Source organism: Sphingomonas alba, assembly GCF_023516555.1.
Classification (GTDB): Bacteria; Pseudomonadota; Alphaproteobacteria; order Sphingomonadales; family Sphingomonadaceae; genus Sphingomicrobium; species Sphingomicrobium album.
Window position 1 is genome coordinate 1,775,849 of sequence record NZ_JAMGBD010000001.1, and the last position, 16,393, is coordinate 1,792,241.

Consider the following 16,393-nt stretch of genomic DNA (forward strand, 5'->3'; position numbering starts at 1 on the left):
TAGCTTCCCATGAGAACCTAATGAGTTGGTCTGAACCCCTTGGCGTCGCTCAAGATTTTTTAGCCTCGCCAACCCGGTTTAGCCTCAACACATTAGGAAATATAATGCTGGACCAATAACTTAATGGGACTCCAGCATGCTTCAGCGCCAAGCGAAGACCCTTCGCGCGGGTCAAATCCGCGCGGTCTTGGATCACATCAGCCGCACCAGGCATCCGGCACGCAATCGCGTCATCTTTCTGTTGTCGTTACGGGCCGGATTGAGGGCCAAGGAGATCGCAAACCTTGAGTGGCGCATGGTCACTGATGCCGAGGGCGAGGTATCCGAAACGGTCCGCATTTCCGACAAGGCATCAAAAGGCAACTCGGGTGGTGTTGTCCCAATGGCCGCCGAATTGAGGGCGGCGCTAATGGCACTACATCGGGTCAGCCCGTTGCCGTTCGGACCTTCCAAGGTCGTCCAGACTGAACGAGCTTGCTTCACGTCGGCGCAGGTCATCATCAATCTATTTCGAGAGTGGTATTCCGTGCTCGGCTTCGACGGCTGTTCGAGCCACTCGGGTCGCCGGACATTCATCACGATGGCTGCGAGAAATATCGGTAGGTTTGGCGGGAGCCTCCGCGACGTTCAAGCTCTTGCCCGTCATCGTTCATTGGCGATGACCCAGCGATACATTGAGGTCGACAGTCTCGCGATGAAGAAGGTCGTGGATGGGTGGTGATACCGATTATTTCAGACCGCTAGCGAGTAGATAACTGAAGAACAGCGGTTTATGACCGCCATCTGTTTTGGGGGGAGCGGCATCCACTCACCCCTTGTTGTGGCGTTAAGGGAGCGGGTGTGTCGCGACCACTGATCAATAAGACAGCAAAAGAATTAAGTGAGGCGGTCGAGCGAAATCGCGGCAATCGCGCCGAGCTCGAATTGCTAATTAGGGAGCTCGGTCACAGAAGCACGCCAAGTGCGAGGCAGGCAGCTGCTAAAGCGAGGGCCTACATGCGGGAAACAAATGATGAAGGAAACGGTGGTGGAGAGCCGCCCGACATCAAGCCGGAATCTGCCGAAAAACGCCAGCGTCGCGAATGGACCTTGGAGGCGATTAAGGGTCTCCGTGCGAAGCTGATTGACCTTAGCAAGCGCAATCAACTCGTTTCATTCAAGCACTCCGAGCGAGGTGCCACCTATCTCCGAATTGTCGATGAGCGCCCAGATCAGCTGTTCGACACATTAACTGACGGGCAGATGCGCTTTGAAGCTCTTCCGGATGAGGACATTGTCCCTCCGGACGAACAGACGGACGATTTCCTCATCGCTTGGGAGCGGGCTCGTCTCACCGATCCTGATTACCTTAAAGCAATCGAAGGGCTTGGGGAGGACGAGAAGGATGCAGCCGAGCTACAGAAGGCCGAGCGGTCTCTCCGTGCCGCCGTCCGGCAAGAACTAGGCCTCCCTAAACTCCAGTTTGGCAAATCGATCGATATTGTGGCGCTGGCCCGCGCGCACGGATTCGATCCGTCGTTTGAGCTTCCCGACTCAGACGAGGATGAAGACGAGGACCATCATCGAGACAACAAAATTCGGGTTTTGCTGACTGAGAAGCAGCTAGATCGACGGCTCAGCACGATCCATGACAGGTATCGAGGGCATGAGCGTGAGACTGGGCTCCACACCTTGTTTCTCGCTTTTGGTTTCGTTGAATGGTTCGAAGACGATGAAAGCGATCTGGCATTCCACGCGCCAGCTCTGCTGCTCCCCGTCCATTTGGAGCGAACCCTCGTCAGAAGCCGTTACGTTTTTACAATTTCAGGCCAAGACGAAGATCTTCAGGTCAACGTCGCTATGCGTGAGCTCCTGCGTCAGAGGTTTGGCTTGGAGGCCCCCGAGCTACGCGAAAACGAAACGCCTGAGTCCTATTTTATCCGCTTGTCCGGAGTGCTCGACGAAACGAAGCGATTCCGCCTTAGGCGCTTTCTGACACTCGCCGTGCTTCCCTTCCCCCGCATGGTTCTTTGGCAGGATTTGGACCCTGACCAATGGTCGGAGGGCGCATTTGAAAGCCATGAGCTACTCGTCCGCTTATTGGGCGCGGATAGCGCGGGCGGCGCCCCGTCATTTGGGGAGGATTACCCGATTGATGAACCCTCGTTTGGCAAAACAGTCCCCCCACTTGTGACGGACGCCGACGTGTCTCAGCATAGTGCGTTGGTTGACGTCGCAGCCGGCATTCCGTTGGCGATTGAAGGGCCGCCCGGCACGGGCAAGTCGCAGACGATTACAAACATGATTGCAGGGGCCTTAGATGCTGGGAAAAAGGTCTTGTTCGTTGCCGAGAAACAAGCTGCATTGGGGGTTGTTGCGGAGCGTTTAAGGGCGCTTGGCTTTGGGCCTTTGTTGCTCGAACTTCATTCGGAGCGCGCGACTAAAGCGGGTTTGATTGACAGCCTCCGCGAGCGGGCCGAGGCGCGGGTGTCCGACGACAGCCGCAGCGTTGATGAATTTCACGTATGGCTAATTCAGCAGCGCACCCAGCTTCGCACGTATCTCGGTCTTTTGCGGCAGCCCCTCGGAGATTTAGGTAAGACCGCCCATCAACTGATTTGGCGTGTCCTCAATCTCAGGCAGGGGATAGGCGACAACGCGATTGTCGTCGGTGAGAGTGCTGAGCAGCTGGCGGACTCAGATGAGCTGAACGCCCATGCCTTGTACAACCGGCGCGAAATCCTTGAGCAGGTTTCACTCAAAATTGAAGACCACGCGGCCATTTACGGAAGTGTCGGGGTCAACGCTTGGTCACGAGCAAATCGGCTGGATGTCTTCGACGCGGCGGCAACTCTTACTGCTGCGCGCGGGGCGGCGGATTCAGCTCAAAAGCTTGCGACAGCCGTCAGTGCAGCAAAATCAGAGACGGGTTACCCCGTCACGTCTGACCCTGCTTCATTTAAGAAGCAGGCTGACCAAATGCGCGATGCGCCCGAGCCGGAGGCGTCATCATCTTCGGCTTTGGCTTCGGTCCTTGCGGAGCCGGAAGCAGCCACGGCGCTCTTGCGAGACAGAACCCGCTGGTCTCAGTTCCAGAATTCACTCGCCTCCATTGGGATTGATCCCCTCGAAGCTGATGAAAAGCTCGTTGACGAACTCACCGAAGCCCTCGATTCTGCGACATGCTCAGCATCAACAGTTGGCGAAGCAAAAACTGAGGCAACTGGCGAGAGGGCACGTCACGGAACGTTAGAAGGGCTGGCCTCCGACACTCAAAGTTTGGCTCAACGCTTTGGCCTCGATGGGACGCAACTAAAGGTCGGCCAACTCCGGGTGTTAACAGCCACGCTCGCCAAGTGGAATGCGACTAGCGACTTAATCCGAGCCTTATGTCGCACATCAATCATGGACGACGCGTTCCCCGGCGTGTCGCGCTCGGCGTCAGTGGCAGCGGCCGAGCTGGCCGAGCGACACGAAACTCTAACTCAAATCGCTCCTGAGGGATTCCAGTCCTCCGTCGAGACTTTGGATTTGGCAGCCGACACACTTGAGAATGCCAACATTTTCGAACGAGTCTTTGGGGGTGAATTCAAGCGGCAGCGGCAAGCGGCTCAGCGTATCGTGCCCGGTGTCTCGGCGCGCATGGACCTTATCAGCCAGCTGAGGACGCTTCGTCAGCTGCTGGCGGATGAACGTGATTTCAAGGAACACTCCGCCGCACGTTCATACTTCCCACAAGAGTATTGGGAAGGCCGAACGTCTGACTGGGAGAGCTTATCGCAAGCTCGCTCTTTAGCCGAACAAACCTATGACTCTCTATCTGCCGCAGGTATCGATCAGGCAGCCTCACGAATCATTGATGCGCCGGCGTTAGAGCTCCGCGCGCCCATGAAAAAGGCCGCTGCATTGGCTGAGCCGTTGAGCGGGCTTCAGAGCTCCGACGGAGGAATTACCTTCTCCGAGATGCTCGAAACCCTCAATCAGCGGTGCCTTGGCCTCGAACGATTGAGCAGCGCTCTCGTAGCGTTGAATTTGTCCAGCGAAGCACCCCTTCAAATAGGCTCTTCACGTTTGGGTCAGGCCATCCAGCAGTTTCGTGCTTTCCACCAAGAGTATTTGACGACCGACCGACCGAAGGCTCTGAAATGGGCCGTAGACCCCAAATCTGAGGCGCCGGACCTTCAATCAGCACTGACCTACCGGGGAAGTCTTGATCCCGACCTGCTCTCGACACTGACTTCGAGCAAGGATCCCAAGCAGTCTGTCGAGAAGGTTAGGTCTGCTGGGCAGACTTTGGGTGACATTTGGGACGCATGGGAGGTCGCTCGGCAGCAATTCGAGCGGGCAATAGACACCGCTACCGAGACAGTGTTGCCCGATGCAGCGACAATCGAATTGCTCGCTGACGGTCTGCAACGACTGAGCAATGACGAGGCTGGGTTGCGGCTTGCAGCTGACTTGCATCGATATCTCAGCGAGGCTGAACAGCAAAATTGCCGGTTCGTTGTCGATCTTGCGAACCAAACTGGCGTTCCCGCTAACCGGCTTGCTGATTTGTATGAACTCCTTGTGAGCCGATCGATCCTAGGACGATATCTACGCGCTGAAGGGGATGAACTTACTCGACTTGGAGGACTCACACTCGACGCAGTTCGATCGAGGTTTAGAGAGATTGACCGCGAGCTTCAGAATCTTGAGGCACGACGGATCAATGCTGCGCGGTTGGATGACCGCGCGCCGTGGGGAATTGATAGAGGACCAAAGTCCGGTTGGACCCAGAAGGCGCTCATCAACAACGAGCTTGGCAAGAAGAAGCGCCACATTCCAATTCGCGATCTTACAAAGCGCGCGGGTGAAGCTCTTCAGGCGATGAAGCCGGTCTGGATGATGTCACCATCATCAGTGGCACAATACGTCCAACCTGAGACCGTTACCTTTGACCTCATCGTTATCGACGAGGCGTCGCAAATGCGACCGGAGTATGCCGTCAGTGCAATCCTTCGGGGCGAGCAGCTAGTTGTCGTGGGAGACAGCAAGCAGCTTCCTCCAACTGACTTTTTCCAAACTGGCTTGGCCGGAATGACCGACGGTGATGGTGGCGACGAAGACGACGGCATTACCGTCGATACGGAATCGATTCTGGATCTGGCCCATTCTCGGATCGGAACCCGGCGCCAGCTGAATTGGCATTATCGGTCGCGGCACGAGAGCTTGATCCAATTCTCAAATCGTCAGTTCTACGACCGACGCTTAGTAGTCTTCCCGAGCCCCAGCACGGATGACCCCCTCCTTGGAGTGAAACACTTCTACGTGAAGGGAACATATGAGGCGTCGATCAATCAGCAGGAGGCCGAAGCTGTCATTAACGACGCGATCGGGCTGATGATTGCTCACCCCGAGTGCTCGATGGGCATCGCAACGATGAACATCAAGCAGACTGACCTTATCAAGGCGGAATTTGACCGTCTTGCTGGAGAGCAGGAGGCGGTCAGAAACTACATTGCGGCTTGGGAGGGCGGCATCGATCGATTCTTCGTCAAGAACCTCGAAAACGTGCAGGGTGATGAGCGCGACATAATACTGATTTCAACGGTGTATGGCCCGGACGAAAAAACGGGGCGCGTTATGCAGAGGTTCGGCCCGATAGCTAGCGATGTGGGCCACCGACGATTGAACGTGTTGGTTACACGAGCCCGACTTTCGACTCGTCTCTATACTTCGCTTCGTTCGGGCGATGTGAAGATCGTGGAGGGATCCAAGCCTGGGACTATCGCCACTCAAGCCTACCTCACATATGCCGAGGGCGGAGCCCGATTTGATCTGGCTGACGGTGGCGAGCCGGACAGTGATTTTGAGGTGTTTGTTGCAGACCGTCTGCGGGCTGCGGGCTTCGAAGTGATACATCAGGTTGGGGTCGAGAAGTTCAGAATCGACCTTGGCGTTAGGCACCCGGAGTATCCGCTCGGATTCGTCGCGGGGATCGAGTGCGACGGCGCCCGCTATCACTCGGGGTTCACCGTTCGTGACAGAGACAAGATTCGTCAGTCCGTGCTCGAAGGTCTCGGCTGGAAGATTTATCGGGTCTGGTCGACTGATTGGTTCACGGACCCCGATCGCGAGGCTGCAAAGCTGATGGCTCAGGTGATCGCATGGCGTGACGAGGCGATCGAGAACTTTCGGGCACGCCACGCGAGCGGCGAGTTCCAAGACAAGCTGCCTGAGCCCACACATGTCGAAGTCATCGACAAAGAAGCAGCGCGCGATAGGATCGAGCCGGCCAATGATGAAATCGAGATTCCGGCAGTGGCGTCAGAACCTGAGGGTCCGCGCCAACCTCCCGACGGAAGGAAGCGCGAGCTCGACGGCATCGACTGGTACGAAGTCGAAACCGCCACTCTTTACGAGGTTTGGCCTGATGGTGAGTTCGCCGGCGAAGTGGAAGTAATATCGAGAGCCACCGGGGCACCCCAAATCTATGGGGGTGGCTCTATGCGGATTCCCAAGTCAGAGTATCGCGGGACCGTGGAAGCCACAGGATCCAGCTTCATAGAAAACGATATCTACGCGGCGGTTAGAAAGGTTGCTCAACTTGGGCGTAAGTCGCGCGAAGCTGAAGAGTGATCTAATGGCAATGGGCCAATGGCGCCGCTAACCAACGCCTTTCATGAAGGGAGATATGTGGCTCTAGCGGCAGCTTTGGGTGGAAAGCGGACACTTCAAATAGTTCAGATGGCCGGGTTGCCCGCTGCTGGAACCCGGAGTTGCTACCGATTATAGCCCATCCCGGAATGGAGGCCCACATTGCGCTACAAAGCGGTATTTAGTTTTGGACACGACCCCGAACAAACGCTGACGTACCAGACTGAGGAAGACGCTCGGCACGATGTTGCTGTGCTATCGAAGCGATACGCTCGTGAGCACGGCAGCTGCCACACCCAGCTGTTTGAAGACGAACAAATCATCCTTGATTTGACCGAAACGTATTACGGCTAAGCTCAAACATCATTCGCGTCATCTTTCTTTTGCGGGCCGGACCGAGAACCAAAGAGATTGGAAACAGTGAGAAAATCCGGTGGTGAGTGATTTCGGCCTCTTCCGAACTGCCGATGAGTTCAATGTCGACGCAACCCCGAACCCGAAGCCGGGTAGCGCGGACAAGCGTGGCTATGGCAGGCTGGCGAGCCTCTACACCGCATTTTCTCTAGACTTCGCTAGATTCGCTCTCGAGCTTTGTACGAGCCGTGGGCATGCGAGCATTCTAGACCCGTTCGCGGGCATGGGGACATTGGGCGAGGCGGGACGCCAGCTTCCGATCAGTCTGACCATGAATGATCTAAACCCTTTTGCCGCGACGGCTTGCGCTTTCAGGACGGCTGAGAGCCGCCAACTCGCGCGCGCGCTCAAGACATTTCACGACGCCCCCATGAGCGCGATCGAAGGTGATGACTATGTGCTTTTCAGCGAATTGCGGGAGGCGCTTACGGGAGCGCCATCATTCAGGGATATTCTTCAGTCAAGGGGCAGCAATTCGCGACTGCTAACCAGTCACATTCTAGCATTATTTCGGATAGCACTTCACCGTCGATTCAAAGGGTCGAATCCCACTTGGACGAAGAGAGCTAAGGGTATCTTTCTCACCCAAGACGAAGTTTGCCGTGAGCAGCAAAACACATGCTCTGATGTGGCGAACTTCATAGCGGGACTGAAACAGTTGAATCCTGACTTCCGTTCGGCGGTAACGCTGGCCGACACCAACACGCTTCAAATTGAGAAGGGATCGGTCGAAGCGATCATTACATCGCCGCCCTATCCTAATAGGACCGACTACATCCGGCATTATTTGCCCGCTGTTGAGCTTTTGCTCGATCAAAATCACGACGAGGAGCGAGGGCTTCGCGAGAGCCAGATCGGCACCCCCCTTATTCGAGCCAGCAATCGGAATATCCAGTTGCCGCGCACTGTCGTGGACGTGATTGATCGAGTGCGCGAGCACGGCAGCTACGCGTCAGAGCGTTATTACGCCAAGGGCTACTCTTACTATTTTGAGGATATGCAACTTGCCTTGAGCAAATTTCGCCAATGGTTGAGTCAATCCGGCCGCGTCATCCTCGTTATCCAAGATGTTTACTACAAGGAGTTGAGGATTGGCGTCGGAGATCTATTCTCTGACATGGCTAAGGATATCGGACTTCGCCCTGTCGGTCGGCGCGATTTCGTTGTCCGCAATAGCCTTGCGCGCTTGAGCCCCCACTCGAGGGCCGCGCCCCGATCGCAGCAATCGTGTGAGACCGTTTTGGTCTTGGCGCATCAATAGATGGCTTTTTCGAATTGGGGCTCGTGATACCAGCCATACTTGTCATCGGTTCTAGACCGACAGCCTTCTCCAAACGGGCAGCCTGATGAAATCAAGCTGCGAACATCATCAGGCAACGGGTTGGCCGATCCTGCTGAACAGTATGGGTGCCATTCCGCATTCAATTCACTGACGCAGACCGACCGGCCCAGTTGCCATTCGACATAGTTCAAGGTCGCCACATCCAGCCCGGCATAGAATGCCGTTTGACGCATGGCCTCATCAACGGTCTCGCGCAGGAGCTTAACGAGCCTTTCCCGAGCCTCTCGCGGCTGTCCAATTAGTAGATCGCGAACAGGGGCTTTGGTCGGGAAAACCCTCCCGCTTCTCAGATAAAGCCGGATGAGATGATACTCGACGGCAGGCCTAAGATTCTCCGGATCGCCGAAACGCAGGACTCCCTCGCGGTATAAGTCGTGCGCTAGGACACGCGCCTTCTTTTCGACTGGATCACTGGCGTAGGCATCTAACTTTCGAATTGTCTCGTAAAACCCGTCGGGGCCAGCGAGGCGAGGTGCCCTAAGTAGCCTGCGGAGGTTCCCGTCCGGCCCGAGCAGTTGGATTAGGTGGCCAGCGGTATTCCGCAACATTGCTGACCGCTCTGAGGCTCGAACCCTCTCCTGCTTCGGATAGTTTGCCAGCAAACGGCTGAGGGTCGGGGCCCTGACTGCAGCAAATTCCTCAAGCCTCTCGGATGGAGTCGGAAGCATCCAGTCCGCAAGGGCATCCTGCAGGACGTCCCAGTTCATTTGATGGCAGATTGAAATGAATAGCGTCTTGAAAACGACCTGAGACTCGACCGACTCCCTAGACCAACGATGGCTCTCAGGTTCCGCTCGATAATTTGCCAGTTCCCTGCCGGCCTCATGACATCGGAAGAGATCGATCCCGAAAGGCACGCCACTCAGTGCCCTATCGATAGTCATTGCCGTAGGTGGCCCAACGCAGATTCTTTCTCTGCCAAATATGCGATTCGTTCCGGTGTATCTGGAACTTGCAGCGTGACTCGCTCAACGATCTCAAACCCAGCGGACTTTAGTGCCTTTACCTTTTTCGGGTTCGATGATGCCAGCCGAACTGGGCCCCCGGGGAGTATGAGGCGTAGCACCGCAACGTGATTTTCAAAGTTGCGTGGCTCTGGAGGATGACCGAGGCGGGCGAATGCTTGAGCTGTGTCGATACCCGCCTCTTGCTGCAGGGCTATGGCTCGGAGCTTAGCCTCAATCCCGAGGCCCCGGCCCTCTTCCCACGCATACGTTATGATACCGCCCTCTCGTACAATTGCATGCAGAGCCGCGACCAACTGAACGCCACAATCACAATCCACAGCCCGCAACGATTCGCCGAAGACACACGCGGAGTGAAACCTTACGATCGGGATTTTGACTGCTTGCTGACTGCAGATCAGCAACATCGGCGATCCAGCAATCTCCGCAACTTGGACCAAGACAGGTCCTTCATCGGTCGGCAAGTGAATTGGGGTCTGGCCAGGTATCACAGGCCATTGCATCGAAGTAACCATCTGCTCCAATAACTACATTACAATGCCCGCGGACGAGATCGAATTCCAGAGAATGGATCGCGAGCCATTATATGGCCGCGATCAGCTTCTCGCTCGTCTTATGGACAACTATCGAAGTGGTTGCACGCTGTTCGGTCTAGATGGGGTTGGCGGAGTTGGCAAAACAGAAGTTGCCGAGCGCTTAAGCGGAGCCATTGCTCAGGCGGGAGATAAGCAGGTCGTCCGCGTTGATATGGCTCTAGCCTCTACTGAGTCATTGGTAGTTGCCGCCCTTTACGAGGCCCTGAAGCAGATTCCAAAATCAACTGGGCAGGCAGTCGAGGTTGCCACCGAAAAAGCACTGTCGGCAATCGTGGGCAACGGCAGGAAGGTTCTGGCGGCGATGGCGCAGGACCTTTTGCAGGCGGTTACGGACAAGGCTGAAAAGACGATAGAAGTAGTTGGCGGATTAATCTCTGGGGAGAACGACGCACCGACAGAATCACTGGGACAACTCGACCAATTCAACCGACGAGCCGCTATCCGACAGTTCATGCAAATCGTGGCTGACTTAGGCAACCCGGTTGTCGTAGTGCTCGACAACTACGAGGGCGCGGACGCGTCGGCACGCGAGTTCGCTAGGTTCATTGCGGGCAACCAGCCAGCCGGTTGGATACTGATTGCTGCATGTAACACCGAGACGGATCCGAGCGACTGGAATTCCGGTTTCATTACGACTGTTGAGGGGCTGGCTGGAGTCTGTGAGACTGTTCACGGGCTAGATCGCGAGGGAATTCGACAATGGCACATTGACCAAGTGGGTAACGATCCCTCGGATGACCTCCTTTCGGAGTTACATGAGAAGTCACTTGGTGGCCGCCCGGTATGGTTGGAGCTACTGATTAAGGGCCTTCGCGAGGGCGTCGAGTTTCGTCTTCCTTCAGTCAACATGCTTCACGCTGCACGAAGAAACGCCTTGTCGTCGCCCGCACGAGCGGTTGCCGAGATGCTCTCCATAATCCCGCCCGACAAGGCGGTGCCGATCGACTTCCTTGCGCTCGCTTGTCGTATTGGGGAAATTGGGGAGATCGGCGGTGCCATCGATGAATTGCGATTGGCTGCGGAGATCCAGCAAGATGCCTCGCATGTTCGTTTCGCAAATTCCAGCTACCGCAACAGTTGGTTTGACAGCATCGGCCCTGCCGGATGCGAGCAACGTACGAATATTTGGTATCGTGCGTTCGAAGAGAGTGGTCGCGTACCTCAATTGCTGAGCACGACAGGGCTCGTTCCGGCAATTGCAGGGAAGATTGCGTCCGGGCAAAGTCAAGCCGTCACCGATGTCGCCGGCGCGCTGCTCCAACTCGGAGCTCAAGAGGACGCGCTAGTGATCCTTGATGCTGCGTGGCAACACGGTCAGTATGAAGCCGGTAAAGGGGACCAGATGATTGAGCATGCCTTGATCGCGGCTCAGACTCGCCTTGATCTAGGCCGATATTCAGATGTTCAGCCTGCCTTACGGCTGTTCGAACTGGGCCAGGGTTCCGAGAGTCAACGGCTTAAGGCTGATCTCATACAGATGAAGCTCGCCTTGAGGCTCAACACGTACGAGGCCGTTTGGGCTATTGGTTCGAAATTGACAGCAGCGGGTTTGGAACCAGAGGACGAAATCGAGCGAGAGCTAGTTCTGAACACCGCCTACCGAGACCTTCTCGATCTGGACGCACTCAAATCGTCAGTGGCACGGATCCGGGCCTTTCGCCTCGAGTCGGGATCCAACCAATTGTCTGTAACTCGGGCCTTGGCGAGGTCCCTCTCAAAATTGGGCCTGAGCGACGAGGCCATGGCAATGGCGACAGAGGCCTCCACCCAAGCAGCCGAAAGCGGCGATATCAGAGCTATCGGCAATGCACATTTGGCCATGGCCGAAGCCCTCCGGCATGCAGGTCGGCAGGCCGAAGCAATTGAGCATTATCGCCGAGGAGCTCAGCTGGCGAATGCTTGCGGCAACCGAGACAGTCTAATCTGGTGCAATCTGGGTGAAGCCTGCGCCTTCGTCGAACAGGGACAGTTTGAGAGCGCTTCCGATTCCTTGGCAGTGGTGGATTTCAAAGTGAATGAAATGGGCTACGAACACCCCCTCGAAAAATCGCATGCCCAGCTTATCAGGACGATCCTAGCCCTCGTTCAAGGCCAGGAAGTCGAAATCGATCCGATCCTAACGTCATACCGAAGGTTGGGTGTCGCATGGCCCGAGGAATTGCTCCGGACCATATCGAAAACTCGAGTGATTGAGGCTCCTATCCCCATCTAGAAGACATTATACTCGACATTATACGGCGGCCTTTTGGTCAATGATCTCAATGACCCCGGAGAATTGCTAAACCGCCGTACGGGGGATTCCCGTACCGAGGGTTCGAATCCCTCCGTCTCCGCCATTTGCCTGTTTCAGAGAATTTCTAGCTGAAGTAGATTTGCTCTAAAAACTCGACAATTCTGAGGTTTATGTGCCTCACTCTGACTCTTGCCGTCGCCACACATCTCAACTATAGCGGGGTAAGAATTGAGGGAATTAATGCCCCTTAAGGTCAAGCAAATTGCTACAGCCAAGCCAGGCCGACACTCCGATGGCCGCGGTCTTTATTTGCTTGTTAAGCCCACGGGGACCCGGTCCTGGGTCCTACGTGTCCAGCACAATGGCCATCGCCGGGACATTGGATTGGGCTCCGTGACGCTCGAGCCAATCCCACACGTTGAAGACGTCCCCATCATCCGACGACGTTCACTCACGTTAGCTGAGGCCCGAGAGAAAGCGCGAATTGGTCGAGAATTGGCTCGCGCCGGCCTCGATCCGCGGGCCGAGTGGACGATCGAAGAGAAGGTTGTTCCAACGTTTGAGACGGCCGCAAAGGAATATCACCGACAGGTGGCAAAGGGTTGGCGAAACGGAAAGCATGGCGCGCAGTGGATCAAGACGCTCGAAACCCACGCGTTTCCCGTGATTGGCAAGCGTCGGGTCGATGCGATTGATGCTCCAGACATTCAACGCGTGTTGTTGCCCATCTGGCTCAGCATTCCGGAGACTTCTCGGCGCGTCCGGCAACGAATCGGGGTGGTACTCGACTATGCCAAGGGCAAGGGCTGGCGAGAGACCGAAGCCCCAATGCGCGCACTTGGGCAGCTCATGAGTGGTCTCCGGCAACCTAAGGGGAAAAACTTTGCCGCTATGCCTTACCAGCACCTACCCGAGTTTTTTCTTGGCCTTATGGCCAAGGAGCCATCAGCCGGTCGGCTTGCGGTGCAATTTCTCATCCTGACCGCGGCTCGATCGGGTGAAGTCCGCGGCGCCAAGTGGAGTGAGATCGATTTGGTGACGTCCGAGTGGAGGATACCGGCTGATCGGATGAAGGCGGGGCGCATGCATATTGTTCCGCTTTCACCGGCGGCGCTGGGCGTACTTTCGGCTGCCGGCAACTTCTTTGGCAGGGCACCGGGTCAAACCGTTTTTCCTGGCCTCAAGGGGCAGCCCCTGAGCGACGCGACTCTGTCCAAGGCCGTGCGAGGAAGTGGAGGTGGGGAGGCCACAGTTCATGGCTTCCGGTCCGCGTTCCGAGACTGGGCGGCCGACACCGGCGTCGCCGACAGCTGGGCTGAAGCAGCGCTAGCGCACGGCAATCCCAACAAGACCGAGGCCGCTTACAAGCGAACCACTTACTTCGAGCAAAGGCGCGATACTCTGATGCCGGCCTGGGCTCAGTACTGCACTGACGCAGGGAGGTCATGTGCCTGAGGCGCCAAGCGATAAGAGGTTTCTAAAAGACCTTGTTCCGACTGATTATACTCAGACGTGGATTCCGCTCAGAGCCGCCTATCAGAGGGTGAGGGGACGAGCGCCGCAGGCCAGGGACGAGCTACCGCAGATTCTTTTGAGTTGGATCAAAAGCCGACTGCTGCGAACGCGCGCATTTGCTGTTTGGATCGAGGGTGAACGACGAACGAAGGTCGAAGTCCACGGGCATCTTTGGATGGGGCCGGGCTTAACGGTCGACTGGGAAGGCGGAGCTACCGCCAATAGAACGTTTAGTATGCACTCGATTGGCGTCGAGGTTGAGCCGACCGAGCTGGATGAGCTCCTTCACGTTACCGGCCTCGAAGTGCCAAGTAATGGTAAAGCGGGAGCGCCAGGAAAGGTGGCAGTTTGGCATCAATTCTATGCCGAACTGATGCGCCTAATTGATACTGGTGAGTTGCTCAGCTTCTCCACCCAGTCTGCGCTCCGCGACCATCTGTGCGAGGCGGTGGGCGGCAATCTCTCTGACGAAACAATAAAAAAACACGTGAGATTGGCATGGATGCAATACCGGGAAGGCCGAGCAGATTTGGCGCCCTGAATGCGAATTCCAACCAATTCATACCCATTGATACCTTCACCAAACCCTCCAGCCAGAATGAGTCTCCCAGTCACGGCAATGGCGGCCGTGACACGAAGGGAGATTAACAATGGAGCCAATCGGCTTAAGCATCGCGGAAACAGGCCGAGTTCTGGGCGGGGACGGGTCGCGGCTCTCGAGAGCAACCATCTATAGGATGATCGCGAGGGGCCAGCTGGAGGCCTTTAAGCTCGGGAGCCGCACCCTAATCACCGTGGCGAGCATCGAACGCTGCGCACAGACCGCACCGCGGCTGCGGGTGTTCTTGTGAGCCGGCGGCGCAACCGGAAGATGGCATCTAATGGCCGGAATCTGATCGGGGGACGGTTTATTCAGTTCCAGCGATCGTTCCTTCACTCAGCCCAGGTCAGCGCTCTCTCGCTTCCATCGCGCTGGCTGTTGGTCGAGCTCCAGGGCATGTTCAACGGGACTAACAACGGCACCCTTTTTCTTTCGGTGAGAGATGCAGCGGCGCGCCTCAGTTTGGTCGACCTGAAGGCGGCCAGGAAAGCTTTCGACGAACTGATTCAGCTAGGTCTCATCTCCGAAGCCATCGGCGCGTCTTTTTCAGTCAAGGCCGACGAAGTGTCGCGCGCGCGCGCGTGGCAATTGAATTGGCTTGAAAAAGGCGGTCTGGAAAACCTCCGACCCGTCGATTGCGCCCGTCTTTCCAAGAAGCAGAATGTCAGGCTTCTCCGTCGCTCGTCCGTGCTCAAGCGGTACGTAAAAAACTACGTCCAGGGGGATTTCGCGGTGACGAATTCCAACACGCTGGAGGCTCGGATGGCACACTCAGACCAATGTCGCGTGGAGAATTCCTCCACGCCCCCGAATGAAAACGGCGGATTTTCGCCAATACCTCGTGAAGCGAAATCCACCCCGCACATAGTACCATAGGGTAAGGGGCGCGACGGCTGTATCTTGGCCGCCAACATCCATCCTGAGACACTTCTATCCGGCGGCCGCTCGAATGATCGAATTCGGGCCGGCCGGCGTGCGCAAGCGAGACAGGCTAAAGTGTGGGGCAGTAAGGGGCGACCCAAGGCATCTGGCGACACTCTGAGCTGCCCCCCTTCACCGCCGCCAAAAGACGACGGATGCTTGACGAAAACCATGGTGATTTCAGCTGCAACCAGAAAGAAATTACCCATCGGCGGGTCGGTGGCCGGGTTTGTTGGCGCGGCTGCTGCGGAATCAGCGTCCGCCGAACACAGCCTCGAATGCCGCCGAAAATCTTCTACCGTTACCCCATTGGCACCCACAGGGATCGGCATTTCCCCCGAATCGGCTGACCCGTTTCCCTGCTGAAATGACCTGCATCAACCATGCAGCTATGCGGCTCGGCGAAGCTCAGCCTCGCAATCCGTTTCAAAGCGTCAGTTGACCAGGAACGGCCTAGGGCGCAATCGCGCGGGAGATGGGCAGAGCGATGAAGGTACTCTTCTACGGAAAGCTGAGAGGCGTTCTCGGGTCAGAGGTCGACGTGTCGATTGAGACACCATGCACTGTGGCCGCCTTGCGAACTTTGCTTGTCGCCGAGCATCCGGGTGCGGCGGAGTGGCTTCAGGACCGCCGGGTACGCGCGGTCGTTGGCGACACTTTCGTCGACGACACGCATCAGTTTGCGACCGGAGACAGAGTAGAATTCCTCGCGCCGGTGTCGGGCGGCTGATGACGGTCGTGGCGAAACTTGAGGAACGAAGCCTTGATCCGCCCGCGGAACTTGCCGAGCTCATGCACACCTGCAAGGGCGCAGGCGCAGTCGTCACCTTCGTTGGACTGGCGCGCGCGAAGAGCCGCGCCGGGGATACGGTCGACGTACTTGTCCTCGACCATCACCACCAACTGACTGCGAAATCGCTTCAATCGATTGCGGCCGCGGCAGCCGAGCGCTTTGCCATCAGCCATACCCGCGTGGTTCATCGTTGCGGCCGAATGCGGTGCGGCGATCCGATCGTCTTCGTCGGCGTGGCATCGCCGCATCGGCGTGCAGCCTTCGAAGCCGCTGACTATTTAATGGACCGCTTGAAGACAGAAGCCGTATTCTGGAAGCGCGAGGAGGGCGAGTCCGGCACGAACTGGATCGAACCGACCGAAACCGACTACGCCGACCGCCGTCGCTGGGAGTGA

Annotated in this window: 12 protein-coding genes; 11 read left to right on the forward strand and 1 reads right to left on the reverse strand. The window is 56.7% G+C overall.

Annotation, left to right across the window (positions count from 1 at the left end; translation table 11 throughout):
- The first annotated feature begins 136 nt into the window (after positions 1-136).
- The 4 genes from LZ536_RS09390 to LZ536_RS09405 all read left to right on the forward strand — a co-directional run bounded on the left by LZ536_RS09390 (position 137) and on the right by LZ536_RS09405 (position 8,293).
- Positions 137-721, forward strand: coding sequence for a tyrosine-type recombinase/integrase (locus LZ536_RS09390; RefSeq protein ID WP_283938398.1), 585 nt, complete (start codon positions 137-139; stop codon positions 719-721).
- Positions 722-840: 119 nt separating this feature from the next.
- The gene (locus LZ536_RS09395) at positions 841-6,600 is read left to right on the forward strand and encodes a DUF4011 domain-containing protein (protein ID WP_249848412.1); all 5,760 of its coding nucleotides are present in this window, start codon (positions 841-843) and stop codon (positions 6,598-6,600) included.
- 180 nt (positions 6,601-6,780) lie between these two features.
- On the forward strand, positions 6,781-6,972 hold the full coding sequence (locus LZ536_RS09400) for a hypothetical protein (RefSeq protein ID WP_249848414.1): 192 nt from the start codon (positions 6,781-6,783) through the stop codon (positions 6,970-6,972).
- Positions 6,973-7,054: 82 nt separating this feature from the next.
- Entirely contained in the window at positions 7,055-8,293 is a 1,239-nt protein-coding gene (locus LZ536_RS09405; RefSeq protein ID WP_249848415.1) for a hypothetical protein, read from the forward strand.
- 961 nt (positions 8,294-9,254) lie between these two features.
- On the opposite strand, the gene LZ536_RS13175 is transcribed toward LZ536_RS09405, so the two are convergent.
- Positions 9,255-9,854 carry a GTP cyclohydrolase II gene (locus LZ536_RS13175; protein WP_431357927.1) on the reverse strand — a complete coding sequence of 200 codons (600 nt, stop codon included), beginning with the start codon at positions 9,852-9,854 and terminating at the stop codon, positions 9,255-9,257.
- Positions 9,855-9,906: 52 nt separating this feature from the next.
- Between LZ536_RS13175 and LZ536_RS09410 the strand changes: the two genes are divergently transcribed.
- From LZ536_RS09410 to LZ536_RS09440, 7 genes are all read left to right on the forward strand, one after another.
- Positions 9,907-12,147: an AAA family ATPase gene (locus LZ536_RS09410; RefSeq protein WP_249848416.1), complete on the forward strand. Its 2,241-nt coding sequence runs from the start codon at positions 9,907-9,909 to the stop codon at positions 12,145-12,147.
- Between the two features lie 261 nt (positions 12,148-12,408).
- Positions 12,409-13,623 (forward strand): tyrosine-type recombinase/integrase, encoded by a 1,215-nt coding sequence (locus tag LZ536_RS09415; RefSeq protein WP_249848417.1) that lies wholly within the window; start codon positions 12,409-12,411, stop codon positions 13,621-13,623.
- Positions 13,624-13,759: 136 nt separating this feature from the next.
- Positions 13,760-14,224, forward strand: coding sequence for a hypothetical protein (locus LZ536_RS09420; RefSeq protein ID WP_249848418.1), 465 nt, complete (start codon positions 13,760-13,762; stop codon positions 14,222-14,224).
- 109 nt (positions 14,225-14,333) lie between these two features.
- Positions 14,334-14,534: a helix-turn-helix domain-containing protein gene (locus LZ536_RS13070; RefSeq protein WP_283938399.1), complete on the forward strand. Its 201-nt coding sequence runs from the start codon at positions 14,334-14,336 to the stop codon at positions 14,532-14,534.
- A gap of 20 nt (positions 14,535-14,554) precedes the next feature.
- Positions 14,555-15,160 carry a hypothetical protein gene (locus tag LZ536_RS09430; RefSeq protein WP_249848419.1) on the forward strand — a complete coding sequence of 202 codons (606 nt, stop codon included), beginning with the start codon at positions 14,555-14,557 and terminating at the stop codon, positions 15,158-15,160.
- A gap of 532 nt (positions 15,161-15,692) precedes the next feature.
- On the forward strand, positions 15,693-15,935 hold the full coding sequence (locus LZ536_RS09435; RefSeq protein ID WP_249848423.1) for a MoaD/ThiS family protein: 243 nt from the start codon (positions 15,693-15,695) through the stop codon (positions 15,933-15,935).
- On the forward strand, positions 15,935-16,393 hold the full coding sequence (locus LZ536_RS09440; protein WP_249848424.1) for a molybdenum cofactor biosynthesis protein MoaE: 459 nt from the start codon (positions 15,935-15,937) through the stop codon (positions 16,391-16,393). The genes LZ536_RS09435 and LZ536_RS09440 overlap by 1 nt, the downstream gene beginning before the upstream one ends.